Source organism: Achromobacter sp. ACM02, assembly GCF_014851605.1.
GTDB classification, from domain to species: Bacteria; Pseudomonadota; Gammaproteobacteria; order Burkholderiales; family Burkholderiaceae_B; genus Achromobacter; species Achromobacter aegrifaciens.
Genome location: NZ_JACUZY010000007.1, coordinates 191,374 through 213,823, shown reverse-complemented (window position 1 = coordinate 213,823; position 22,450 = coordinate 191,374). Strand labels below are relative to the sequence as shown.

Here is a 22,450-nt window from a genome sequence, read left to right as displayed (position 1 = left end):
CCGGGGACGGATAAGCGTAAACCCGGAGCCGGTCCGCAACCCAACCCGTCAATCATCGACCTTGAGCGCCCGGCCCCAGGCGGCCAGCTTGTGCTCGAACGAGGCCGCCGCATGCGCCGGGCTGGTCGACGGCAAGTCCATGTATTCCAACGGCACGGCCAGCCCCGGCAGCACGTGGCGGCGGTACATCGCCGCGGCCTTGGCGCCGTTGAAGCAGACCCGGACGATGCCAGGGTGGCGTTCAAGGAAGGTGGCGAAGTCATTGGCGACCAGGGTGTCGCCACGGATATCGGCGTCCAGGCTGCCGGGACGTTCACAGGCCTGCAGCACGTCCCACAAGGCGATGCCGGCAGCCTGCAGGGCCAGCAGGCGCTGTGCATAGTCCAGGCCGGGATCGAAGCCGAAGACGCTGGCCGCGATGGGCCAGAAGGCGTTGCGCGGATGGGCGTAATAACGGCCCTGCCTGAGCGATGCCACGCCGGGCATCGAACCCAGCACCAGCACGCGCGCGCCAGCCCCCGCCACCGGGGCGAAGCCCTGGACCTGATCGTTATTGCCGCCCGCCTGGGCCGTGCGCATGCCGTCTTCCATGCCCAAAGGATACGCCAGCCGCGAGTTCCGCCTCCACTGTCCGATCCATGGAACAGTGCTTATCAATGCCAGGGACTACCGCCGAAGAGGTGGCGCCCTTATCTTATTAATCATGACGGACGGCCCCGCTGGGGCCGCGCAACAGGAAATACGACCATGAAGAAGATCCTCGGATTGCATGCCAGCCCCCGTCCCCACTGGGTGGGCGACGGCTTCCCGGTGCGCTCCATGTTCTCCTACAACGACAAAGGCAAGAACACCAGCCCGTTCCTGCTGCTGGACTACGCCGGCCCGGCGCAGTTCGAGCCGGCCGAACATCCGCGCGGCGTCGGGCAGCATCCGCACCGCGGCTTTGAAACCGTGACCATCGTCTACAGCGGCGAAGTCGAGCACCGCGATTCCACCGGCAACGGCGGCGTCATCGGTCCCGGCGACGTGCAATGGATGACGGCGGCCTCCGGCATCCTGCATGAAGAGTTCCATTCCCACGCCTTCACCCGCAAGGGCGGCGAGCTGGAAATGGTGCAGCTCTGGGTCAACCTGCCCGCCAAGGACAAGATGGCGCCGGCCGGCTACCAGGGCATCCTCGACGCGGACATCCCGACGGTGGACCTGCCGGACGGTGCGGGCAAGCTGCGCGTGATCGCGGGCAACTACGCGGGTCACGCGGGACCGGCGCGCACCTTCACGCCGATGGACGTGTGGGACGTGAGGCTGGCCGCCGGCAAGTCGGCGACCTTCCCCGTCGCCGAAGGCCGCAACAGCATGCTGGTCGTTCTGCGCGGCACGGTGCTGGTCAACGGGGAAACCGTGGCGCGTGATGCGCAGCTGGCGCTGTTCTCCCTGGAGGGCGAGGACATCACCGTCGAAGCCAACAACGACGCGGTGTTCCTGGTGTTGAGCGGCGAGCCCATCGACGAGCCGGTGGTCGGCTACGGCCCCTTCGTGATGAACACGCAGGCGGAAATCGTCGAAGCGATCCAGGACTTCAACGCCGGACGCTACGGCAAGATGCACTGAGGCAACAGGGCCGGCTGGCCTCTCGTCCCGCGCAGCGGGGCGGGACGCTAGGACCGGCCCTGTTCTTGCGCGCCCCGCCGCAAGCGGCCCAGCCTGAGGCCGTCGCGGATGTTCAGTCCGATCAGCGCCAGGTTGGCCGCGCCTGCCGCCAGCTCCAAGACCTGCACCCCGTAGAACACCCCGTCCAGCAAGCCCGCCTGCGCGCGCAGCGCCAGGAACACCGCCGCGGGAACCAGAATCAGCAAACCATTGGCCGCGATGAAGGGCATGCGTCTACGCTTGGCCAACAGCAGCGGATGCCTGCCCTTGCCGCCCATCAGGAAGCCGCTGGCGGCGGTCAGCATCATGACGGGCACGAAACCCAACAGCGCATAAGCGATGGCAAGCTTGACCTGGGCCACCGCGGATGCGGCCAGGAACAGTTCGGACGCCACTGTCGAGATCCAAAACGCCGCCAGAAACAGCAGCGTCAACAGGGCGGCAGCGGCATGGATTCTATGTTTCATGATCTTGCTCCGGTGGCGCGGGAACGTGCGCGGCCAGCAGGCCCGCCAGCACCATCCCCGCCGTTTCCAGTTCAGCGGCGCTGAAGCCGCCGGCCAGTTGGCGCGCGCGCTCCTTCCAGCGCGCGTCGATGGCGCCATAGACGCGCCGCCCCCCATCGGTCAGCTGGTACAGCGGCGAGCGTTTGTGCTGCGGATTGGGGCGGACCTCCACCAGTTGCGCCTCGGACAGCAGGTTCAGCTGCTTCTGCGCGCCCTGGCGCGTCACGCCCATCGCGGCGGCGACCTGCGGCGCGCTCAGAGGCTGTCCCGCCAGCGCCAGGGCGCCCAGCATCTGCCAGCGGGCGCTCGTCAGCGCCTCGGGCGCGACGAAGGCGTCGCCCCAGTCAAGCAGCGCGCCGTTCAACTGGAACAAGGTCAGGATCACCCCGGTGAGCCGTTCTTCCTTGGTTGGATTCATTTCTGGCCTCCTGTGCATTGCCTAATTGACAACCAGTTTCCAATATTGGAAACCGGTTGTCAATATACGCTTGCAAGAGGTTTTCTGCGCATGTCGGATAGCCGACGCCAAAATCGGATAGGTCCGGCCTCCTCTGGACGGGTTTTCCACCAGTCCGCCCTGTCCGGCGCAGCTTTACTATCAAAGCCTTCAAGGCCCCGGCAGTGGAGTTTCCCCATGCTCGACACGATGCAGTCCGCCACCAGCACGACTTGGCCGCCGGCCGCGCCGCGGATCGAGTCGGTCCTGGGCCTGCCGGCGCAGCAATTGTTCGCCTCCGGCGATCTGGACGAAGCCCGCTCCATGGTCGGCCGCGTGATGCGTCCGCACCACCTGGGCGTGGTCGGCGCGCTGCAGCGCCTGGACGCCCGCATGCACCACCAGCCGCTGGGCGAGGTCTCGCTGAATCGCCTGCGCTATGGTGCCAACGTCGAAATCCGTCCCGGTCCGCTCGAGGACTTCTTCCTGGTGCAGATGCCGTTGTCGGGCTGCGCCCGCATCAGCAGCGGCCCGCAGCAAGTGGATTCGACGCCCGAGGTCGCGTCGGTCGTCAGCCCGGACGACGACCTGGCCATGCGCTGGGCCGACGACAACGACCAGTTCATGCTGCGCGTGGGCCGCTCGCTGCTGGAACGCATCCTGGTGGGCCATCTGGGCTGCGCGCTGGATCGGCCGCTGCGCTTCCAGCTGGGGTTCCGCTGGCGCGAATGCCCGGCCTGGCGCTGCCTGATGAGCTATCTGCTGGACTGCTCCACCCAGCACGCGAACCTGGCCGAGCACAAGCTCATCGTGCATCAGATGGAACAGCTGGTCGCCGCCACCTTGCTGGCGGCCCAGCCCCACAACTACACCGGCGCCCTGCCCGGCCGGCGTGGCGCAGTGCTGCCGCGCCACGTGCGCAGCGTGCAGGACTATTTGCAGGCGCATGCGCACGAACCGGTCACGGCCGAGCAGCTGGCGCGCATCGCCGGCGTCAGCGTGCGCAGCCTGTACGCGGGGTTCAAGGAATTCCTGGGCGTGAGCCCCATGCATTACCTGCGCGACCTGCGCATGGAACGCGCGCATGCGGAACTGATCTCGGGCGAGACCCGCAACATCGCCGGGGTGGCGCTGCGCTGGGGCTTCGCGCACATGGGGCGCTTCAGCGCCGGATATAAGGAACGCTACGGCGTGAGTCCCAGCCAGAGTTTGCGGCGACGCGGGTGAGGCGGCGGCGCTTCAGGGTCGGGCTGGCGCAGCCGGCTTGGCCTTGGCAGAGGAGTCCTGCGCCATGACCTCCCGCGCGATTTGATTGATCCTGGGAGCGGCCTTCATGGCGCCGTCCTTGTGCTGTGTCAGGAATTGACGCGCGTAGTACCGCTCGAGCTCGCAGGGGTTCGGATTCTTGCCCGTAAAGCCCACGGAAGCCTCTATCAACTTGCCGGCATGCGCCTGCTCGGCCAAGACGCGCTTGCGCATGGCCTGGATTTTTTCCGCCGCGTCCTTGCGCCCTTCCTGGGAATTCAAGCGCTGGGCGAGCCTGGCGCGCAGCGCGGCCGGGTCTGTCGGCGCGCGGGCCAGGTCCATGCCCAGGCTCGCTTGGGCCAGGGCCATGGCCACCATCCCCTGGACCTCCGGCCCGTCTGCCGGGTACAGCCTGCAGGCTGCAATGAAACCCATGTGCGCGACCGCCTTGTCGCCCAGCCACTCCTGGCCGCCGTCGCTACCCATTGGAAAGCCCAAGGAGTTACGCATTGGCTCCTGCACTTCAAAGCTGCTGCTCGTGTTCTGTGCCACGGCAAGTCCGCCGCACAAGCAAAGCGCCAACGCCGAAACTGTTCTTTTCATCGTTTTCCCCGTAAGCGCTCGCCGGCGCGGATATCTCCACGCGGGATGCTATTCCACCGTCAGCCGGAATGGTGAGCGAGGCGCGAAAACCCCCGTGGGAGCGGGCCTGCAGTTGCATCCCAACAACGCCTGCATTGTTCCGCGAGCGCGAGGACTCCCTCGACGAGGCCCAGCTTGTTCGGTTTGCCGTCCAAGGACTCCAGGGGCAAGGCAAGCAGCCGGCCCGCCGAACGGCCCGTCGCCTAGGGCTGTTCGACCCATGGCGCCGCCGCCTCGGCCCGGTTCCAGAGACGCCAACCATGCCGGTAGGCGTGCTGCAAATAGGGTCCACGCAAGATTCGAGGCTCACTGTCCGTGGCCTGTTCCGTGCCGAGCAAGTGCAGAACCTGGGTCCAGTCCGCCAGCCCGCACCGGGCGCCGCGCAATGCCGCATCCGCAAGCCGTCCAGCCTCCTCGACCGATTCCGCCCGCACCAGGAAACAGGTATCCGCGCCATCCGGACCGCCAGTGTACGGGTCCTCGGATTCGTTGCCCCAGCGTATCGCTTCGTACAGATTCATGTCCCTGCCCCGTCCCATCGACAGCGCAACGATACCAGCAGGACAGCCCCGCAGAGACGGACAGCCAGGGCCTTCCAGTGCAGCCGCCAGACCTAGAACGGTATCCCCAGCTTCACATACAGCTGCGCGCCCTCGGGCCGGTTCTTGACCTTGAAGTCCTGCTGCCATTTGGCCGTGAACAGCCAGCCTTTTTCATTCATGTAGCGCACCGAGGGGCCGAAGCCGAAAGCGCGGGCGCGGCCGGCGGCGCTGTTCGGGCCGCTGTCGTCGGTGACTTGCTGGAAGGCGTAGCCGCCCACCCCCAGCACCCAGCCCTTGCCCACGCCCCAGCCCAGCGCGTAGTCGGCGTGCAGGGCCTGGCCTGAACGCGTATCGGTGGCGGAATTGGTGAAGTTGAAGTCGTACATGACTTTCAGGTCGGCGTTGAAGCCGTCCGGGCTGATGCGGCTCAGGGCGAACACCGGCTGCGCGGTCCAGTAGTTCTTGCCCAGGCTGGACGGGTCCTTGCGGTCGTATTCGCCGGTGGGCGCGTACATGTCCAACCCCACCACGTAGTGCAGGCTTTCGGACGGGTGATAGCCCAGCGCCACGCCCAGCGTCATGTCGCCCAGGCCGGTGCTGCGGTTGCGTTGCCCAGCAGCCTTGGCGGTCACGTCCAGCAGCGGCGCGATGGCGTGGAAGGCCAGCTGGCCGCCCATGACCTGCTGCTGCGTAACCCAGATCAGGCGCGGCGCCAGCACATTGACGTCCACCTTGAAGCCGGGCACCGGCACGCGCTGGCCGTCGTTGCCGCGCAGCGTGTCGTAGCGCGCCCCGCCGGCATAGACCAGCATGTGCACGCCGGGCGGCGGCAGCGCGCCCGACATGAAGTTCTCCAGTCCGTCCGGATAGATGCCCAGGCCGCCGCCCTCCGTGGCCTGGGCTCCCGTGCCAGCCAGCGCCAATGCCAAGGCGCCAGCAAGCCGCCGGATTTTCAGGTGTCCGTTCATGTTCCCCTCCTGCCTATTTGTTGTGCGACGAGATAGCCGGAACCGCCCCCCAGGCCGGGGCCCGGGTGGGTGGCGGCGCCGATGTGAAAGAGATTGCGCAGCGGCGTGCGGTGGCCGCGCGCACCCTGGCTTCCGGCAAAGGGCCGCAGCCAGAAGAACTGGTCGGGCGAACACGCGCCCGAATAGGGGTCGCCGCCCACCAGGTTGCGGTTCAGGCCTTCCAGGTCCGCCGGCGAGTACGCCCGCCGGCCGACGATGCGCCGCGCCAGGCCCGGCATGACCCGTTCCATGCGCGCCTGCACCCGGTCGGCCATCGCCTCGCGCACGGCCTCGTTCCAGCGGCCGTCGGCAGGCGCCGCGATCTCGCCCGCGGCATCGCCCTTGATCCGCGCCGGCAGTTCCTGCATCTGCACCCACAGGATCCAGCCGCCCGGCGGCGCGCGCGTCGGGTCGACCGCGACGGGCTGGCCGATGGCCAGCGTGGGGCGCGCGGGCAGCAGGCCGTTGTTGGCCTCGGTCACCGAAGCGCAGACCTGTTCCATGCTCTCGGTCAGATGCACCAGCGGCACGTGGCGCAATTCCGGCGTCAGCCAATCCGGCGGCGCATTCAGCGCGAAATGGATCTGCATGCCGCCGCGGCCGTAGCGATAGCCAGCGGCGCGTTCTCGCACGGCGGGCGGCGCGTCGGGCAGCAACTGGCCGTACAACTGGCCGGGCGTCACATTGCAGACCACCGCTACTGTCGCGCGATATTCGCGTCCGCCTGCCAGCACGCCCACCGCGCGGCGCCGCTTGCCCTGGCCGCTTGTGATGATGCGTTCGACCTCGGCGCCGGTCTGCAGGCGGCCGCCGTGCCGTTCGATGACGGCGGCCAGCGCGTCCACCACGCCGCTGCCGCCGCCCTTGACCACCGGCATGCCGCCGGCCACGACCGCGGCAAAGGTCAGCTTGCCGATCAGCGCGGAACAGGCGTCGTCCGGACCCAGGCCGGTGTGCAGTACCCAGGGCGCGATCAGTGCACGCGCGGCATCAGACTGCAACGCGCGTTCTGACCAGCGGCGAAAGCTCTCCATCGAGTCGGCGGCAAAGGCGGCCAGGCCGTCCATGCCGCGCTTGCGCCATTCGCCGAATAGCAGCTTGAGCATGCCCGCGCCGTAGGGATTCTGGCCCAGCAGGCCGAAGGTCAGCGCCGCGTCCTCGCCGAACAGGCGCTGCGCCATGGCGCCGAAGGCTGCGCCATCGCCGGGCGCCCAGGCATCCAGCCGCCGCGCGCTGTCCGCCACATCCTGCTTCAAGGCCAGGCCCGAGCCGTCGGGCAGCACCAGCCCGGTGGCGTATTCGCCCTGCATGAATTCCAGTCCGGCTTCCTGCAACGCGGGTTTGAGCGCCGCATAGGCGGGACTGCCGACAAACAGCGGATACCAGCAGGACAGCACGTCGTGGCGGTAGCCGGGAAACAGCTCCTCGGTGCGGATGCAGCCACCCAGCCTGTCGTTGCGTTCCAGCACCAGCACGGACTTCCCGCGCTGCGCCAGCAAGGCCGCGCAGACCAGCGAATTCATGCCGCTGCCGACGATGATGACCTGCGCCTCTGACTCCAGGGGCATGATGCGCTCCGATGGGAAAACAGGCCGCCGGGGCCCGTGGACATTGAAAGGAATCGCGTGCGAGCCCTATGCGGCGCTCAACGCAGTGAAGCGCCCTGCATGGAACACCAACGGCGTGGCCGTCACGCTGGCCACGCGCAGCACCCGGCCGAACAGCAGCAGGTGATCGCCCGCGGGGCTTTGCTGGTCGTTGGCGCAGACCAGGGTGGCCACCGCCCCTTCGATGGCGGGCACGCCTTCCGGCACGTCGTGCACGGGCGCTCCCGCGAACTTGTCCGGAACAGAAGAACTGGCAAAACGCAGCGCCAACTCTTCCTGGCCGCAGGCCAGCACGCTGATGGTGAAGTGGCTGCAATCGCGGAACGCCGCCAGGTTGGGCGAATGGTTCACCAGGCTCCACAACACCAGCGGCGGGTCCAGCGACAGCGAAGCGAAGGAGTTGATGGTGAGCCCGACCCGGCGGCCGTCCGGACAGCGCGTGGCGACGATGGCCACACCGGTCGGATAGCTGCCGAGCACGCCGCGCAGGACCTTGGGATGCAGATCGGTGCAGCCCCAGTCCAGGGGCAGGCCCGCTGCGCAATCGGGCTTCATGCCGCCGCCCGCGCCGGCTGCGCCGCGATGAAAGCCTCGCAGGCCGTGGCGTCGCCCCACCAGGGGTACAGCGACGGCGGATGGTTGAAGCCGTTGGCGATGGTGCTGGCGATCGCCGGCGTGTGGTCCGCGGCCTGCAGCAATTTGAGCAGGTGCGGCGCCGGCGGCAGCAGCATGGAGTTGGTCCATTCCACCACCGCGCCTGCGTAGTCCCAGAAGCGTTCGAAGGTGCGCTGCATCCATTCGGCCGTGAACGTAGCGTCGCCATGCGCCAGAATGGCGTCCAGGTACACGGCGCAGGCCTTGGTGGCGTTGTTCGAGCCCTGCCCCGTGATAGGGTCGTTGGTCACCACCGCATCGCCCAGGCCGAACACCAGCCGGCCCGACGGCAGGGTCAGCACCGGCTTGCGCACCGTGGGCGCGAAGCTGCCGGCCAGGATGCCGTTGGCGTCGGTCAGCTCCACCGCGCTGCAGCGCTCGGCCTCCCAGGGCAGATAGCTGTGCAGGATATGCAGGCTTTGCGCCAGATGCTCCTGCGGCGACTTGATGTCGCGCCAGCAATCCATCGGCCCGCCAGGCACGCCCTCGAACACCATGATCTCGCAGGGACCGCTGATGGTCAGCGCCGGGAACACGAAGTACTCGCCCACGCCCGGAATCAGGTTGAAGGCGACGCGAGAATGATCCGGCGCCGGGCGCATGCCGTGCACATAGGTCAGCGCCAGCGCGCGCTGCGGCCGGTCGAAGCGCGACCGCAGCGCATCGCGCTCGAACAGCTTGACCACCTCGCCCTTGCCCGCGGCCAGCAGCACCAGGTCATGCGAGGCGGCCAGCAGTTCAAGTTCGGCCACGCCGCCGTCCTGGATCAGCAGCCGGCCGCCGCGTGCCGCGAACAGCTCCATCCAGGCCGGCATCTTGATGCGCTGGTCCACCGCCTGCGCGGGCCGGTCCAGGCGCGCCACCCAATCGATCAGCTTGTGGCCGGGCCGCTCCGGATGCGGGATCGCCAGGCCGATGCCGTCGACGGTCGGGCATTCCGCCTCCCACTGATTCAGGCCCAGGTCACGCTCGACCTGCAGCGAAGCATCGAACATGCACTGGCTGGACATCACTTTGCCGCGGCGGATGTCGTCCGGTTCGCGGTTGGTGACGACGGTCACCTCATAACCTTTTTCCAGCAGTCCCAACGCCAGGGGCAGGCCGGCCTGCCCTCCACCCACGATCGCGATTCGACGCATGTTTTTTCTCCTTTGTTTGGCTAGGCGGCCAGGCGCGGAATCGCGGGCTTGGCCTGTTCGGGACCCATGGTGGAATAGCCGCCATCCACCGCGTAGTCGGCGCCGGTGACGAAGCTGGCATGGTCTGAAAGCAGGAAGGCGACCACCTCGGCCACTTCGGCCGGATCGCCGGCGCGGCCCAGCAGGTGGTAGTCCGCGGCCACCCGGTCGGTCTTGGCGCGGTCGCCCTGCGTCAGCTCGTCCATCACGCGCGACCAGGTCCAGCCTGGCGACACGGAGTTGACGCGGATGCCGTCGGCGGCATAGTCCATCGCCATGTTGCGGGTGACTTGCAGCAGCGCCGCCTTGGACACCGGATAGAGCCAGCGCCCGGTCTGCGCGACGCGCGACGAAATGCTGGTGAAATTGACGATGGCCCCGCCGCCAGCGGCCAGCAGATGGGGATGGACCGCGCGCGCGGCCATCACGGCGCTGACCACGTTCACGTCGAGCGCGCGCAGCCAATCGGCGCGGCCCGATGCGGCGCCGTCGTCCAGATAGGTCGCGGCCAGGTTGACCAGGAAATCGATGCGGCCAAAATGCGCCGCGGCGTCGGCCACGCCGCGCTCCAGTTGCGCGTCGTCGGCAATGTCCACCGGCCAGAAGCGCGTGCCGGCCGGATCGGCCGCGGCCACGCGTTCGCCGCCGGCCGCGTCGATATCGAACAGTGCCACACGCATGCCGTAGGCGCGCAGCGTGGCGACCACGCCCGCGCCGATCAGCGTGGCGCCGCCGGTCACGATGGCCACTTTATTGTCCAGACCCTTCATCGCATCACCTCGCCGTTGGCTGATTGAGTGAGGCGAATACTGGCGTGGCGCGCCTGGCCCGCGTTAGCCGGATCCGGCCGACGCTATCCGCAAACTGCGCTTATTCGAGGCAAGCTTGCGCCAGGTCCAACAGGCGTGTCCGGAAAATGCGCCGGCTGTCCGTTCCCTGCGGATGCCGGCTACGCCGCTGGCCGGGCTCGGCCCGTCTTGCGCGAGGTCCGCGCGTGCTCCTTGATCAGGCGCACGAAGCGCTGCACCTGGCGGCTGGGGCGCTCGAAGCGCGAACGCACCAGGCTCAGCGACAGCGGGATGGACTCGCGCAGCGGCCGCGTCACCACGCCGGGCCAACCCTGCTGCCCGACCGAGAACTCGTCGACGATGGCCACGCCCGCGCCGACCCGGACCAGGGCGCAGGCCAGCTCGGCGCGCACGATTTCCACGGCCGGATTCCAGCTGACGCCGGCGCGCTGGAAGGCCGCTGCCACCAACTGCCCGAACGGGATGTTGCGGTTGTAGAGGATCAGCCGGCACTCGGCCAGCTCGGCCAGGCTGACTGCCCGCCTTGCGGCCAGCGGATGGCCTTGCGGCAGGATGCAGACCATCTCGCCCGTGGCCAGCGGCTCCACGACCAGATTGGGATGGTCTATCGGCAGCACCGACACGGCCAGTTCCGCCTTGCGTCCCAACAGCTCATGCGCCATGTCGGACAGCAGCGTGGTGTGGAACTTGAGCCTGACGTCGGGGTATAGCTCCATGTACTGCGCGATCACCGGCGGCACGAAGTTCAGCGCCAGGCTGGGGCTCGAACACAGGGTCAACGCGCCCTCCGGCCGCTCGGCCAGGTCGCGCGCCAGTTCGTCGATGCGCAGGGCCTCGTCGAACAGCGGTCCCACTTCCTGGAACAGGCGCTGCGCTTCAGGGGTGGGCGTAAGCTTGCCCTTGTCGCGCTCGAACAGCTGCAGGCCCAGGCTTTGCTCGGTATGGGCGATGAGACGGCTGACCGCGGGCTGCGACACGAACAGCAGCTTGGCCGCGCCATTCATGGAACCGGTCAGCATCACCGCCCGGAACGCTTCCATCTGCCTGAGTTTGAATCGCATGGCTGACCTGATAATCGTTTGTTATAACCCCTGACCAACTTAGCATAAGCGCTGAAATGGCGCTTTCATTAGCATCCCAGATGGCTCCTGGCGCGCTTTCCAGGACGATTCGATAAAGGGAATGCATGACTCTCACAGTAGGATTCGTGGGCCTGGGCATGATGGGTCTGCCCATGCTGGAAAACCTCGCCCGCGGCGAGGAGCGCTACAACATCCTGGCGTATGACCGCGATCCCGCGCGCCTGGAGCGCCTGGCCGGGCACCCCGCCTGGAACCAGACGCTCAGGCCGGCCGCCGGCCTATCGGCGCTGGCCGCCTGCGACGTGGTCATCACCATGCTGCCCGACAGCGCCATCACCAACGCGGTGATCGAAGGCGAGGACGGGCTGGCGGCCGTGATGCGCCCCGGCTCCGTGCTGCTGGACATGGGTTCGTCCAACCCGGCCGAAACGCTGCGGCTGGCGCCGCTATTGCGCGCGGCGGGCGTGACGCTCATCGACGCACCGGTGTCGGGCGCGGTGGCCAAGGCGGCCGCTGGCACGCTGGCCATCATGGTGGGCGCCGATGCCGACGGCCTGGCGCGGGTGCGTCCCCTGCTCTCGCGCATGGGTGCGTCCCTCATCCACACCGGCGCCGTGGGCTCCGCCCATGCGATGAAGGCGCTGAACAACTACGTCTACGCGGCCGGCCTGCTGGCGGCCAGCGAAGCGCTCTTGATCGCGCAGCGCATGGACCTGGACCTGGAAGTGTTCACCGATGTGCTCAACGCCTCCAGCGGCCGCAACGTCGCCACCGAAACCAAGCTGCGCCAGTTCATCGTGCCCGGCACCTACAACGGTGGCTTTGCCCTGGCGCTGATGGCCAAGGACCTGCGCACCGCCGATGCGCTGCAGGCCCTGGCCGGCGTTCCGGCCTCGCAGCTGTCGCTGTGCACGGCGCTATGGCAGCGCGCGCTTGCAGACATGCCGGCCGGCGTGGACAACACCGAGATCCACCGCTATCTGCAGCGCCTGGAAACCCCGGCTCCCGCCTGAAGCGCCGGACGCCAACGATAACGAGATCCACAGGAGACAAGCATGAAACGATCCGCCGCCGCGCTTGCGCTGGCGCTGGTGCTGGGCGCCCCGCTCGCGCCCGCCGGCGCCGCGGGCTACCCCGACCATCCCATCCGCATGGTCGTACCCTTTCCGCCAGGCAGCATCACCGACGTGGTGGCCCGCAGCCTGGGCAAAGCCATGGCCGACGATCTTGGCCAGCCGGTAGTGGTGGAAAACAAGCCCGGCGCCAACGGCATCATCGGCACCCATGACGTGGCCCGCGCCAAGCCCGACGGCTACACCCTGGTGGTGGTGGGCGTGTCCACGGCGGCCAGCGGCGTGAGCCTGTTCAAGGACCTGCCCTACAACCCCGCCACCGACCTCGCGCCCATCGGCGCCGTCGCCGAAACGCCCTATCTGCTGGTGGGTTCGCCGCGCATGCCGGGCACCAAGGTATCCGATCTGTTTGCCTATGGCGCCCAGCATCCCGGCAAGCTGACCTATGCCTACGGCTCGGGCAGCGCGCAGGTGTTCGGCGCCAAGCTGGCGTCCATGGGCAAGATCAACGTTACGCCGGTGCCCTACCGCGGCGGTCCGCAGGCGCTCACCGACGTCATCGGCGGCACCGTCGACCTCACCTTCACCGATCTGGCCAACGGCCTGCAGCAGGCGCGCGCCGGCAAGGTCAAGACCTACGGGGTCAGCACTCCCGAACGCTTTCCGCTGGCGCCGGACATCCCCACGCTCAATGAAACCGGCGCCGCCGGCTTCGATCTGACCGTGTGGTTCGGCTTGATGGGTCCGGCCGGCCTGCCCGCGCCCGTGGTGGAACGCCTGTCGCAATCGCTGGGCAAGGCCCTGGCCAACGGCGAACTCAAGCAGACCTATGAGCGCCAGGGCCTGACCGTCAAGCAGCAGACCCCGGCCGAATTCGGCGGCTTCGTACGCGCCGAGATCGACAAATGGGCGGCCATCGTCAAGGAAACCGGCATTCCGCCGCAATAGAACCTCCTCTTTCAACTGCTACCAGGAATTCCCCCCATGTCGCTGATCGATATCCGCAAACGCTGCCTCATCCTCGAGACCACCTACCACGAGAACGGCCCGGCGCCCGAGAGGCCACTCAAGCTGGCGGCGTCCTGCGCCGTCATCCGAAATCCCTACGCTGGCCGCTACGAGCCGGATCTGATGCCCTTCATGGCCGAACTGCGCAGCCTGGGCACGCTGCTGGCGACCGAGCTGGTCGAGACGCTGGGCGGCAAGGACCAGATCGAGGTCTACAGCAAGGCCGCCATCGTCGGCCTGGACGGTGAAATGGAGCACGGCGCGGTCTGGCACGAGGCCGGCGGCTGGGCCATGCGCAGCGTGCTGGGCGAACCCCGCGCCATGGTGCCCGCCGTCAAGGCCGTGGCCGTAGCCGGCTACCGCATGATGGTGCCGGTGCACAACATCCACGCTTCGTATGTGCGCAGCCACTTCAACAGCATCGAGATCGGCATCCAGGATGCGCCGCGCGCCAACGAGATCCTGTTCGCCCTGGTCATGGGCACGGGCGGCCGGGTGCATTCGCGGCTGGGCGGGCTGACCAAGGAAGCCGTGTCCGTGCACGACGGACAGCGGTAGGGAGACTCAGGCGCCCGGGATCGTCAGCGACAGGCCCGCGCGGTCGGCCACGTTGCAGATGTGGGCGCGCATGGCGCGCCGCGCGGCGTCGGCCGAACCGGTAGCCAGCGCGTCGATGATGGCCGCGTGTTCGTAGATGGGCTCGCGCACGCGCGCCGGATCGGCGAACGCGACCTGCCGGCTGCCGTCCACCACTTCCGCGATGTTCTCGGCCAGGTCCAGCAACATCGGGCTGCCGGCGATCTCGTACAGGCAGGCGTGGAAGGCGCGGTCGCCTTCCGACATGGCCACCAGGTCGCCGGCGTCGGCGGCCTGTTCCATGTGCGTGATGGTGGCGCGCAGGCGGGCCAGCCCCGCCTGGGTGACGACGCCCGCGGCCAGGCCGGCTGCCAGCTCCTCCAGCTGGTTGCGCACCAGATAGACATCACGCAAGGCATAGCGGCCCTGGAAACGCCAGCGGCCGTAGGCGCTGCCCAGGCCTTTTTCGCCGGGCCGGGCGATGAACACGCCGCGGCCGGCTTCGCTGCGCAGCAGTCCCAGCCCTTCCAGCATGGTAATGGCCTCGCGTAGCGAGGCGCGGCTTACGCCCAGTTCCTCGGCCAGCTGGCGCTGCCCCGGCAGCTTGCCGGCCTCGGCCCAATCGCGCTGGCGGATGCGGGCCTGCAACTGCTGGGCTATGTGTTCGACGGTGTTCATCGCGGAATTCTCAAGGCAGGGGTGCGCGGCCGCCCCCGGTTTGGCGTTGACAGCCATATACTGCCTGGGCATTATGACATTCAACTGGTCTGACCGGTTAGGATAAAGCCGTACTGCAATGCGCCCCGGCATGGCCGCGGGCCCCACGCACTTTCTCGTACATAGCGCCGCTCATGACCGACCTCTACGATCGATTCGCCCGCGCCGTCGACGCCATGGCCCGACTGGCTGACTACCCCTATGCCGAACGCCGCCAGGCCTGGCTGGACCGGCTGCGCGTCAACCTGCCCGAACTCACCGTGCTGGACTCGCTGGCGCCGGAAGCCGAGCTGGGCTACCTGGCGCCGCCGCCCGCTGCGCCCGCCGAACGGCTGCCCGCCGCGCAGGCAGGCCGCGGCGTCGCGGTGTCGCGCCATGCGCGCGGCATCGCCGCCATTGCCCGTGAATGCCGCGAGGACCCGGCGCGCGCCGCCGACGCCGCCCGCGCCGCGCTGGCCGCGGCCCGGCAGCAGGCCGGCCTGAATGCCTTCATCAGCCTGTCCGACACCCCGGCGCTGGACGGCGCTGCGGCAGCCGCCGCGCGCCGGCTGCGTGAAGGCGCGGCCATGCCGCTGATGGGCGTGCCGATCGCCGTCAAGGACTTGATGCAGGTCGCGGGCTTTCCCCAGACCAACGGCAGCGGCGGCCTGAAACCGCCGCCCGCGCTGCACGATGCGCTGGCCGTGGCGCGGCTGCGCGAAGCCGGCGCGCTGGTGGTGGGCACGACCAACCTGCACGAACTGGCCTACGGCATCACCAGCGAAAATCCCCATTACGGCTGGGTCGGCAATCCCCGCGGGGCGGGCTACACCGCGGGCGGCTCCAGCGGCGGATCGGCCGCGGCGGTGGCCGCCGGCATCGTCCGCCTGGCCGTCGGCACCGACACCGCGGGCTCCATCCGCATCCCCGCCGCCTGCTGCGGCGTGGTCGGCTTCAAGCCCACCTTCGACGCCATCTCGCGCGACGGTGCGCAGGCGCTGGGCGCAAGCCTGGACCACCTTGGGCCCATCGCCGCCAGCGTGGCCGACGCCGCCCTGGCCTATTCCATCATGTCGGGCCAGGCCGAACGCACCGTCAGCGCCGGCGCGCTGACCGGCCTGCGCGTGGGCGTGCCGCGCAATTACTTCTACGACCCGCTGGCCGAGGACGTGGCGCAGGCGGTCAACCATGCCCTGGCGCGGATGCAGGCCGACGGCGCCACGCTGGTGCCGCTGGACCTGCCGGGCGTCGAGCACAGCGCGGCGCTGCAATTCGCCACCCTGTGCAGCGAAGCCACCGACATCCACTGGCGCCGGCTGATCGACCAGCCCGAGACGCTGGGCGACGACGTGCGCGTGCGCCTGGAGATCGGCCAGTTCTTCCCCGCCACCTGGTACACGCGGGCGCAGCGCGGCCGCGCCGCGCTGGCGCATATGTTCGACCAGGCGATGCAGTCGGTGGACGTGCTGGTCACCCCCACGCTGCGCATCGAGCCGCCGCGCTCCGGTGCGGGCGCGGTCAACATCGCAGGCCGCGAAGTGCCGCTGCACACGGCCGTCACCGGCCTCACCATGCCCTTCAACCTGACCGGCATGCCGGCGCTGACGCTGCCCTGCGGCAGCGGCCGCAACGGCCTGCCGCTGGGGCTGCAGATCGCGGGCGCGCGCGGCGCCGACTGGCGCGTGCTGAACACCGCCGCCCGCATCGAAAACCTGCTGGCGGCCTGACGCCCCCCTGCCGGGCCGGCGCCAAGGCCGGCCCGATGCTGGTAAGCCCTAACTGGTCAGACCGGTACTACAGGATTACAAACGAGCAGAGTTCCCGCCCGCCGACGCCTCGCCTGCGCGAGCGGCGGCATCGCCGCACCTCCTTTCCAGAAGGAAACCACGATGAAACTGCTCCGCTTAGCCGCAGCCGTATCCGCGGTCGTACTCGCCTCCGCCGCCCATGGCGCCGATCCCGTCGTCATCGGCGTGAGCATCGCGCAGTCCCCGCCCGGGTCGGTGGTGCAAGGCACCCAGGTGAAGGACGGCGTGGAAATCATCGCCAAGATGATCAACGACAAGGGCGGCGTGCTGGGCCGGCCGCTGAAGATCATCTACGAAGACAACCAGGGCATTCCGGAAAAGGGCCGCGCGGCGGCCGAGAAACTGATCTCGCGCGACAAGGTGGTAGCCGTCACTGGCGGTCACCAGAGCTCGGTCTGCCTGGCCGAAATCGAGGTCGCGCACCGCTACAAGGTGCCCTACGTCAACACCAACTGCTGGTCCGACGACGTGCGCGCCAAGGGCTATCCGGAAGTCTTCAATCCGGCCAACTACAACACCCGCGTCTCAAGCGCCATGGCCGACACCATCGCGGCGCTGAAGGTCAAAAGCGTGGTCGCCTTCGCCGAGAACACCGACTACGGCATCGGCCAGGCCAAGCTGCTGGGCGAATTCCTCAAGAAGGCCGCGCCGCAGACCCAGTACAAGTACGTGGCGCTGGACCGCGCCGGCAAGGACTTCACGCCGGCCGTGCTGCCGTTGCGCGCAAGCCCGCCGGACCTGGTGGTCAACATCATGCTGCCGCCGGCCGCCTACATCCTGATGAACCAGTTGTACGAACAAGGCGTGGCGCCCAGCGCCAAGACCTGGTTCTACGACGGCGCCGGCATCGCCGACTATCCGGACTTCTGGAAGAACGTAAAGGAAGCCGGCAAGTACATGCTGGCCTTCGGCCTGTACCACCCGCAGATGCCCATGCCGCAGATAGGCATGGACGTGGCCGCCACCTACCAGAAGCAGGCCAAGACCGAACCCAACCGCCTCATCTTCCAGGCCGCGGACTCGGTGCTCCTGATCGCCCGCGCGATCGAAGAGGCCAAGTCCACCGACAGCGCCGCCATCATCAAGGCGCTGCAGGGCATGCAGTTCGAAGGCGTGCGCGGCAAGTTCAGCTTCTCGCAGCAGCCGGGCTACACCTACCAGCAGTGGGTCGACATCCCCTACGTCACCTACCAGTTGACCGAAGTCGACCAGCCGCTGAGCAAGACCACGCTGATCCAGGCCACGGGCCAGCCGCTGCAGGTCGAAAAGCTGGTCAAACCGGCCAAATAAAGAGAATGCGCCCCCAAAGCGGGGGCGCCGCCCTCGGCAAAAGTACCGGATCGCCTCCACAGCATGACTGCAACACGCCGGGCCCCGCCCCGGCGCCAGGGAGAATCGAGTGCTGGCATTGGACCTGTTCGTCAACGGCCTGATCATCGGCCTGTACTACGCGCTGATGGCGGTCGGCCTGACCATGATCTTCGGCATCCTGAAGGTCGTGAACTTCGCCCATGGCGAGTTCTACATGATAGGCGCCTACACCTACACCCTGGTCTCGCTGGCCCTGGGCGTGCCGCCGTGGCTGGCGCTACCCGTGGCCGCCGCCGCCGGCGCGCTGCTGGGCTGGGCCACGGAACGCTGGCTGATGCGTCCGCTGTACGCGGGCTACGGCTCCTGGGGGCTGATGAAGGACGAGTACGCGGTGGTGGTCACCTTCGGGCTGTCGCTGCTGCTGATCAACCTGGTGGACAAGGTCGTGGGCCCCTACCCCATGCGCGGCCCGGCGCTGTCGGACGTGACGCGCATGGCGGTCGGTCCTTTCATGATGAGCGGGCAGAAGCTGATCACTGCCGGCCTGTCCATCGTGCTGCTGATCGGGCTGGCGCTCTTCATCAAGCGTTCGCTGTGGGGCCGGCAGGTGCAGGCGGTAGCGCAGAACCGGCTGGGCGCCTCTATTGCCGGCATCGACACCGCGCGCGCCAGCAGCATCATCTTCATGGCCTCCGGCGTGCTGGCGGCGCTGGCCGGGGCGCTGCTGGCGCCGGTCATCAATCCGGCGCCGGACGTGGGCGCGTTTCCGGCCATCAAGTCCTATGTGATCGTGGTGATAGGCGGCATGGGCTCGATTCCCGGCAGTATCGTCGCGGCGCTGGCGCTGGGCGTGCTGGAGAGCTTCGGCGCGGTCTACCTGTCCTATGACTACCGCGACACCTTCGGCCTGGCCTTGCTGATCCTGATCCTGCTGTTCCGGCCCAAGGGCCTGTTCGGCGAACGCGCGCGGGAGGTCTGAACATGGATCCGCTGGCCCATCCCAATCTGCTGCGCAACAAGCTGACCCAGGAAATGCGGCTGTCGCTGGCGTTCCTGGCCGTGCTGGCGCTGCTGCCGCTGGGCGTGTCCTCGCCGTACTGGCTGGGCGTGCTGATCGTCAGCATGTACTTCGCCATGCTGGCTTGCGGCTGGAACCTGCTGGCGGGCTACGCCGGCCAGTTCTCGCTGGCGCCGGCCGCCTTCGCCATGCTGGGCGGCTACACCACCGGTCTCCTGGCCTATCACTGGAAGGTGCCGCTGTGGCTGGGCCTGCCGCTGTCCGCGGTGGTGCCGGGGCTGATCGGCCTGGTGCTGGGCCGCATCGTGCTGCGGCTGTCGGGCCCCTACCTGGCGCTGACCACGCTGTCCTTCGCCGAGATCGTACGCCTGGTGATCTACAACTCCATTGACTTCACGCGGGGCGACCAGGGGCTGCACGTGCCGGCGCTGCTGGAAAGCCGCGTGGGCAACTATTACCTGTTCCTGGCCGCGCTGGCGGCGGTGACGCTGCTGATCTTCCTGCTGCTGCGGGCGCGCCCGGGACGTTTCCTGCAGGCCATCCGCGACGACGAGATCGGCGCGGCCAGCCGCGGCATCGACGTGGTGCGCTACAAGACGCTGGCCTTTCTGGTCAGCTGCGCCATCTGCGGCTTTGCCGGCGGCCTGTACGGCACCTTCGCGCAGCTGGTCAGCCCGGAACTCGGCATCGTGACGCAGACCGGCATGGTGATCGCCATGGTGGTGATCGGCGGAATGGGCACGCTGGTCGGGCCGCTCCTGGGCGCGGTGCTGGTCTACGTCGCGTCGGAATTGCTGCGCGACGCGGGCAACATCCAGATGATCGTGTTCGCGCTGCTGGTCATCATTTTCGCGCGCTTCTTCCGTGAAGGGCTGTGGGGCCTGGCGCGCCGCGCTATCCTGCGCCGCTCCGGCGACGCCCGCGCCAGCGCCAGGGGGGCCTGATGCCACTGCTGCAGATATCCGGAATACAAAAGCGTTTCGGCGGCCTGCTTGCCGTGAACGGCGCGGGCATGGACGTCGCCGACGGCGAACTGCTGGGGCTGATCGGCCCCAACGGCTCCGGCAAGACCACCCTGCTCAACGTGCTGTCCGGCCACCTGGCGGCGGACGCGGGCCAGGTGCTGCTGGACGGCCGCAGCGTGATGGGGCTGAACCCCACGCGACTGACGCGGCTGGGCGTGCTGCGCATGTTCCAGATGACCCGCGTCTTCAACCGGGTAAGCGCCTACGACAACCTGATCGTATGCGGGCTGGCCATGGGCCTGGACGAGGCGGCCGCCAGCCGCCGCGCGCTGGAACTGCTGGATGAGCTCAAGCTGACCCACGTCATGCATCTGGACGCGGGGCAGTTGTCGGGCGGGCAAAAAAAGCTGCTGGAGTTCGGCGCCTGCTTCATGGCGCCGCCGCGCATCGCGCTGCTGGACGAACCCTTCGCCGCGGTGCACCCGGTCATGAAGGAAACCATGTCGGAATTCATCCGCCGCCGCAACCAGAGCGGCCAGACCTTCATCCTGGTCAGCCACGACATGCCGGTGGTGGTGGACCTGTGCGCGCGCTCGGTGTGCATGAACGCCGGCCGCGTGCTGGCCGACGGCCCCACGCAGCAGGTGCTGCGCGAACCCGCGGTGATCGAAGCCTATCTGGGCGAACCGGGACAAGAGGAGCAGGACCATGCCTGACACGCTGCTCGCCATGGAAGGCGTGACCGCGGGCTACATGGGCGACATCGACGTGCTGCGCAACGTCTCGCTCACGGTGCAGGCCGGCCGCATCAGCGGCCTGATCGGCCTGAACGGCGCGGGCAAGTCCACGCTGATGAAAGCCATCTGCGGCTTCCTGCGACCCAAGTCCGGCCGCGTCACGCGCGCCGGACGCGATATCTCGGGCCAGCCGCCGCACCGCATGATCGACGACGGGCTCTGGTACATCCCGCAGGAATCCAGCCTGTTCCCCTACCTGACGGTGGAGGAGAACCTGCGCCTGCCGCTGGAGGGCCGGCGCAAGCGCTACGGCGACGTGCTGGAGCCGCGCTTTACTGAAACGCTGGAGCGCTTTCCGGTGCTGAAGGAAAAGCTCAAGGACCAGGCCGGCAACCTGTCCGGCGGCCAGCAGAAGTCGCTGGAATTCGCCAAGGCCTATATGGTGCAGCCGCAGGTCTGCCTGATCGACGAACCCAGCATCGGGCTGGCGCCGCGCGTGGCGGCCGAAGTCTTCCAATGGATCCGCGCCTTCGCCGACGCCGGCATGGGCATCCTGCTGGTGGACCACAACGTGCGGCGCGTGGTGGCCATGTCCAACCACATCTACGTGCTGAGCCTGGGCGAAATCACCGCCTCCGGCTCGCCCGAGGATTTTGCCGGCGACCTGCATGAACAGGTGCGCGAATGGCTGGGGATCAATTTCTGATGGCTGCCCACACCCTGATAGCGCAGCCTCTGGCCGCTGCGGCGTTCGCACCCTATGGCGAGGTCGTCAGCAGCGCCGGCCGCGCCGGCCGCTCGATCAATGCGGGCACCTCGCTGCGCGTGGAAATGGGCGAGCCCGATCTGTTGGACGCGGGCGGCCGGCCATCGCTGTCGGTATTCCGCGCGCAGGCGATCGCCCTGCCCTTTGCCGCCCGCATGCTGGAACGCCACAGGCTGGGCAGCCAGACCTTCCTGCCGCTGGCGGGCACGCCTTATGTGGTGTTGGTTGCGCTGGGCGCAGAGGCGCCGGACCTGGCCACGCTGCGCGCTTTCATGGCGGGCGCGGGCGTGGGCATCACGCTGCGTCGGGATGTCTGGCATCACCCCTTGATGGCGCTGGCGGACGGCGAATTCGCCGTGCTGGAACGCGCGGGCCCCACGGAGGATTGCGAAGTGATCGATCTGCCGGACGCGCCCTGGACCATCCAGGCCGCCTGAACTACGCCGTGCGCCGCCAGACGCTGGCCAGCCAGGGCTGCTGCTCGCGCGGCAGCCCCTGCGGCCGGTAGTAGTGTTCAAGTTCCTCGAAGCCGGCCGCCGTCAGCAGCGCGCTCCAGCCTTCCAGGTCATGGTAGGCGCCATAGCGCCCGCGGTTCCAGCCTTCCTGGTTGCCGCCGCGCGGGTTGGAGCTGAACAGCACGCCGCGCGGCTTGAGCGCGCCATGCAAGGCGCGCAGCACTTGCGGCAGCTCCTGGCCAGGCACGTGGAACAAGGCGGCGTTGGCAAAGATGCCGTCGAAGCGCGCCGGCGGCAGGGCAAGGCGCAGAAAGTCCTGCTGCCAGACCTCGCAGCCAGTAGCCTGCCGCGCCATCTCGACGAAGCGCGGCGTGCCGTCCAGGCCGACCGCGCGATGGCCCAGGGCCGCGAACGTTTTCAGGTCGCGGCCCGGCCCGCAGCCGAAATCCAGGATGTCGTAAGGAGGTTCGCCTTCGATGTGACGCAGGAGCGCCGCGATGTTCTGGCTGACGTCGTGGTCGCGCGTGCCGGCCTCGAACGAGTCCGCGTTCTCTTGGTAGTGCGCGACGGTCAGCGAACTGATCTTGGCGAGGTCTTCAGCGTCGAGTTTCATGGGGTGATTGTGCCGCAAAAAACAGCACGCGGCCGTGCCGGAAGCCGGCTCCGTCCGGCCGTCTGG

25 protein-coding genes are annotated in these 22,450 nt (G+C 68.3%); 12 read left to right on the top strand and 13 right to left on the bottom strand.

What is annotated here, in order from left to right; all coding sequences use genetic code 11:
- Positions 1-48: 48 nt before the first annotated feature.
- A complete protein-coding gene (locus tag IB258_RS22655; RefSeq protein ID WP_156337486.1) occupies positions 49-579 on the bottom strand; it encodes a DNA-deoxyinosine glycosylase in 531 nt (176 codons plus the stop codon).
- A gap of 168 nt (positions 580-747) precedes the next feature.
- On the opposite strand from IB258_RS22655, the gene IB258_RS22650 reads away from it, so the two are divergent.
- Positions 748-1,611, top strand: a complete 864-nt coding sequence (locus IB258_RS22650; protein WP_119451825.1) for a pirin family protein — start codon at positions 748-750, stop codon at positions 1,609-1,611.
- 47 nt (positions 1,612-1,658) lie between these two features.
- On the opposite strand, the gene IB258_RS22645 is transcribed toward IB258_RS22650, so the two are convergent.
- Together IB258_RS22645 and IB258_RS22640 are read right to left on the bottom strand one after the other, a co-directional pair.
- Complete coding sequence (locus IB258_RS22645) at positions 1,659-2,117, bottom strand: hypothetical protein (RefSeq protein WP_166738438.1); 459 nt, start codon at positions 2,115-2,117, stop codon at positions 1,659-1,661.
- Entirely contained in the window at positions 2,107-2,574 is a 468-nt protein-coding gene (locus IB258_RS22640; RefSeq protein ID WP_192353241.1) for a MarR family winged helix-turn-helix transcriptional regulator, read from the bottom strand. The genes IB258_RS22645 and IB258_RS22640 overlap by 11 nt, the downstream gene beginning before the upstream one ends.
- A 216-nt stretch (positions 2,575-2,790) precedes the next feature.
- Here IB258_RS22640 and IB258_RS22635 point away from each other — a divergent pair, with 216 nt between their 5' ends.
- Complete coding sequence (locus IB258_RS22635) at positions 2,791-3,819, top strand: AraC family transcriptional regulator (RefSeq protein ID WP_175182193.1); 1,029 nt, start codon at positions 2,791-2,793, stop codon at positions 3,817-3,819.
- Positions 3,820-3,831: 12 nt separating this feature from the next.
- Here IB258_RS22635 and IB258_RS22630 read toward each other — a convergent pair whose 3' ends face one another.
- The 8 genes from IB258_RS22630 to IB258_RS22595 form a co-directional block, all read right to left on the bottom strand.
- Positions 3,832-4,347: a hypothetical protein gene (locus IB258_RS22630; RefSeq protein ID WP_192353240.1), complete on the bottom strand. Its 516-nt coding sequence runs from the start codon at positions 4,345-4,347 to the stop codon at positions 3,832-3,834.
- Between the two features lie 335 nt (positions 4,348-4,682).
- Positions 4,683-5,000 (bottom strand): hypothetical protein, encoded by a 318-nt coding sequence (locus tag IB258_RS22625; protein ID WP_054459217.1) that lies wholly within the window; start codon positions 4,998-5,000, stop codon positions 4,683-4,685.
- 92 nt (positions 5,001-5,092) lie between these two features.
- A complete protein-coding gene (locus tag IB258_RS22620; RefSeq protein WP_054459177.1) occupies positions 5,093-5,989 on the bottom strand; it encodes a transporter in 897 nt (298 codons plus the stop codon).
- The gene (locus IB258_RS22615) at positions 5,986-7,596 is read right to left on the bottom strand and encodes an NAD(P)/FAD-dependent oxidoreductase (protein ID WP_192353239.1); all 1,611 of its coding nucleotides are present in this window, start codon (positions 7,594-7,596) and stop codon (positions 5,986-5,988) included. The genes IB258_RS22620 and IB258_RS22615 overlap by 4 nt, the downstream gene beginning before the upstream one ends.
- 66 nt (positions 7,597-7,662) lie before the next feature.
- A complete protein-coding gene (locus IB258_RS22610) occupies positions 7,663-8,190 on the bottom strand; it encodes a flavin reductase family protein (RefSeq protein ID WP_054459173.1) in 528 nt (175 codons plus the stop codon).
- The gene (locus tag IB258_RS22605; protein ID WP_054459171.1) at positions 8,187-9,428 is read right to left on the bottom strand and encodes a styrene monooxygenase/indole monooxygenase family protein; all 1,242 of its coding nucleotides are present in this window, start codon (positions 9,426-9,428) and stop codon (positions 8,187-8,189) included. The genes IB258_RS22610 and IB258_RS22605 overlap by 4 nt, the downstream gene beginning before the upstream one ends.
- A gap of 20 nt (positions 9,429-9,448) precedes the next feature.
- Positions 9,449-10,237 (bottom strand): SDR family oxidoreductase, encoded by a 789-nt coding sequence (locus tag IB258_RS22600; RefSeq protein ID WP_175214417.1) that lies wholly within the window; start codon positions 10,235-10,237, stop codon positions 9,449-9,451.
- Between the two features lie 179 nt (positions 10,238-10,416).
- Complete coding sequence (locus IB258_RS22595; RefSeq protein WP_192353238.1) at positions 10,417-11,337, bottom strand: LysR family transcriptional regulator; 921 nt, start codon at positions 11,335-11,337, stop codon at positions 10,417-10,419.
- Positions 11,338-11,462: 125 nt separating this feature from the next.
- Between IB258_RS22595 and IB258_RS22590 the strand changes: the two genes are divergently transcribed.
- From IB258_RS22590 to IB258_RS22580, 3 genes are read left to right on the top strand one after another with little or no spacing between them, the layout of a single operon-like run.
- Positions 11,463-12,371 (top strand): NAD(P)-dependent oxidoreductase, encoded by a 909-nt coding sequence (locus IB258_RS22590; RefSeq protein ID WP_192353237.1) that lies wholly within the window; start codon positions 11,463-11,465, stop codon positions 12,369-12,371.
- A gap of 42 nt (positions 12,372-12,413) precedes the next feature.
- Positions 12,414-13,379, top strand: a complete 966-nt coding sequence (locus IB258_RS22585) for a tripartite tricarboxylate transporter substrate binding protein (RefSeq protein WP_192353236.1) — start codon at positions 12,414-12,416, stop codon at positions 13,377-13,379.
- Positions 13,380-13,415: 36 nt separating this feature from the next.
- Positions 13,416-13,997, top strand: coding sequence for an amino acid synthesis family protein (locus IB258_RS22580; RefSeq protein WP_192353235.1), 582 nt, complete (start codon positions 13,416-13,418; stop codon positions 13,995-13,997).
- Between the two features lie 6 nt (positions 13,998-14,003).
- Here the strand turns inward: IB258_RS22580 and IB258_RS22575 are convergent, their stop codons facing one another.
- Positions 14,004-14,693: a FadR/GntR family transcriptional regulator gene (locus IB258_RS22575; RefSeq protein WP_054459156.1), complete on the bottom strand. Its 690-nt coding sequence runs from the start codon at positions 14,691-14,693 to the stop codon at positions 14,004-14,006.
- 173 nt (positions 14,694-14,866) lie between these two features.
- On the opposite strand from IB258_RS22575, the gene IB258_RS22570 reads away from it, so the two are divergent.
- The 7 genes from IB258_RS22570 to IB258_RS22540 all read left to right on the top strand — a co-directional run bounded on the left by IB258_RS22570 (position 14,867) and on the right by IB258_RS22540 (position 21,753).
- Entirely contained in the window at positions 14,867-16,438 is a 1,572-nt protein-coding gene (locus tag IB258_RS22570; RefSeq protein WP_119451833.1) for an amidase, read from the top strand.
- Between the two features lie 162 nt (positions 16,439-16,600).
- Positions 16,601-17,809, top strand: coding sequence for an ABC transporter substrate-binding protein (locus IB258_RS22565; protein WP_054459154.1), 1,209 nt, complete (start codon positions 16,601-16,603; stop codon positions 17,807-17,809).
- 109 nt (positions 17,810-17,918) lie between these two features.
- Positions 17,919-18,809, top strand: coding sequence for a branched-chain amino acid ABC transporter permease (locus IB258_RS22560; RefSeq protein ID WP_054459153.1), 891 nt, complete (start codon positions 17,919-17,921; stop codon positions 18,807-18,809).
- A gap of 2 nt (positions 18,810-18,811) precedes the next feature.
- The gene (locus IB258_RS22555) at positions 18,812-19,792 is read left to right on the top strand and encodes a branched-chain amino acid ABC transporter permease (protein ID WP_054459151.1); all 981 of its coding nucleotides are present in this window, start codon (positions 18,812-18,814) and stop codon (positions 19,790-19,792) included.
- A complete protein-coding gene (locus IB258_RS22550; protein ID WP_054459145.1) occupies positions 19,792-20,529 on the top strand; it encodes an ABC transporter ATP-binding protein in 738 nt (245 codons plus the stop codon). The genes IB258_RS22555 and IB258_RS22550 overlap by 1 nt, the downstream gene beginning before the upstream one ends.
- Positions 20,522-21,256, top strand: a complete 735-nt coding sequence (locus tag IB258_RS22545; protein WP_013393054.1) for an ABC transporter ATP-binding protein — start codon at positions 20,522-20,524, stop codon at positions 21,254-21,256. Before IB258_RS22550 ends, IB258_RS22545 begins: the two co-directional genes overlap by 8 nt.
- The gene (locus IB258_RS22540) at positions 21,256-21,753 is read left to right on the top strand and encodes an ureidoglycolate lyase (RefSeq protein WP_192353234.1); all 498 of its coding nucleotides are present in this window, start codon (positions 21,256-21,258) and stop codon (positions 21,751-21,753) included. Before IB258_RS22545 ends, IB258_RS22540 begins: the two co-directional genes overlap by 1 nt.
- 1 nt (position 21,754) lies before the next feature.
- On the opposite strand, the gene IB258_RS22535 is transcribed toward IB258_RS22540, so the two are convergent.
- On the bottom strand, positions 21,755-22,384 hold the full coding sequence (locus IB258_RS22535) for a bifunctional 2-polyprenyl-6-hydroxyphenol methylase/3-demethylubiquinol 3-O-methyltransferase UbiG (RefSeq protein WP_054459139.1): 630 nt from the start codon (positions 22,382-22,384) through the stop codon (positions 21,755-21,757).
- Between the last annotated feature and the right edge of the window lie 66 nt (positions 22,385-22,450).

Coding starts and splice junctions, on each gene's coding strand:
- IB258_RS22585 (WP_192353236.1), top strand. CDS start 12,414: ATGAAACGATCCGCCGCCGCGCTTGCGCTGGCGCTGGTGCTGGGCGCC.
- IB258_RS22610 (WP_054459173.1), bottom strand. CDS start 8,190: ATGAAGCCCGATTGCGCAGCGGGCCTGCCCCTGGACTGGGGCTGCACC.
- IB258_RS22645 (WP_166738438.1), bottom strand. CDS start 2,117: ATGAAACATAGAATCCATGCCGCTGCCGCCCTGTTGACGCTGCTGTTT.
- IB258_RS22555 (WP_054459151.1), top strand. CDS start 18,812: ATGGATCCGCTGGCCCATCCCAATCTGCTGCGCAACAAGCTGACCCAG.
- IB258_RS22655 (WP_156337486.1), bottom strand. CDS start 579: ATGCGCACGGCCCAGGCGGGCGGCAATAACGATCAGGTCCAGGGCTTC.
- IB258_RS22590 (WP_192353237.1), top strand. CDS start 11,463: ATGACTCTCACAGTAGGATTCGTGGGCCTGGGCATGATGGGTCTGCCC.
- IB258_RS22550 (WP_054459145.1), top strand. CDS start 19,792: ATGCCACTGCTGCAGATATCCGGAATACAAAAGCGTTTCGGCGGCCTG.
- IB258_RS22640 (WP_192353241.1), bottom strand. CDS start 2,574: ATGAATCCAACCAAGGAAGAACGGCTCACCGGGGTGATCCTGACCTTG.
- IB258_RS22615 (WP_192353239.1), bottom strand. CDS start 7,596: ATGCCCCTGGAGTCAGAGGCGCAGGTCATCATCGTCGGCAGCGGCATG.
- IB258_RS22535 (WP_054459139.1), bottom strand. CDS start 22,384: ATGAAACTCGACGCTGAAGACCTCGCCAAGATCAGTTCGCTGACCGTC.
- IB258_RS22650 (WP_119451825.1), top strand. CDS start 748: ATGAAGAAGATCCTCGGATTGCATGCCAGCCCCCGTCCCCACTGGGTG.
- IB258_RS22630 (WP_192353240.1), bottom strand. CDS start 4,347: ATGCGTAACTCCTTGGGCTTTCCAATGGGTAGCGACGGCGGCCAGGAG.
- IB258_RS22540 (WP_192353234.1), top strand. CDS start 21,256: ATGGCTGCCCACACCCTGATAGCGCAGCCTCTGGCCGCTGCGGCGTTC.
- IB258_RS22620 (WP_054459177.1), bottom strand. CDS start 5,989: ATGAACGGACACCTGAAAATCCGGCGGCTTGCTGGCGCCTTGGCATTG.
- IB258_RS22605 (WP_054459171.1), bottom strand. CDS start 9,428: ATGCGTCGAATCGCGATCGTGGGTGGAGGGCAGGCCGGCCTGCCCCTG.
- IB258_RS22625 (WP_054459217.1), bottom strand. CDS start 5,000: ATGAATCTGTACGAAGCGATACGCTGGGGCAACGAATCCGAGGACCCG.
- IB258_RS22545 (WP_013393054.1), top strand. CDS start 20,522: ATGCCTGACACGCTGCTCGCCATGGAAGGCGTGACCGCGGGCTACATG.
- IB258_RS22635 (WP_175182193.1), top strand. CDS start 2,791: ATGCTCGACACGATGCAGTCCGCCACCAGCACGACTTGGCCGCCGGCC.
- IB258_RS22570 (WP_119451833.1), top strand. CDS start 14,867: ATGACCGACCTCTACGATCGATTCGCCCGCGCCGTCGACGCCATGGCC.
- IB258_RS22575 (WP_054459156.1), bottom strand. CDS start 14,693: ATGAACACCGTCGAACACATAGCCCAGCAGTTGCAGGCCCGCATCCGC.
- IB258_RS22595 (WP_192353238.1), bottom strand. CDS start 11,337: ATGCGATTCAAACTCAGGCAGATGGAAGCGTTCCGGGCGGTGATGCTG.
- IB258_RS22600 (WP_175214417.1), bottom strand. CDS start 10,237: ATGAAGGGTCTGGACAATAAAGTGGCCATCGTGACCGGCGGCGCCACG.
- IB258_RS22565 (WP_054459154.1), top strand. CDS start 16,601: ATGAAACTGCTCCGCTTAGCCGCAGCCGTATCCGCGGTCGTACTCGCC.
- IB258_RS22580 (WP_192353235.1), top strand. CDS start 13,416: ATGTCGCTGATCGATATCCGCAAACGCTGCCTCATCCTCGAGACCACC.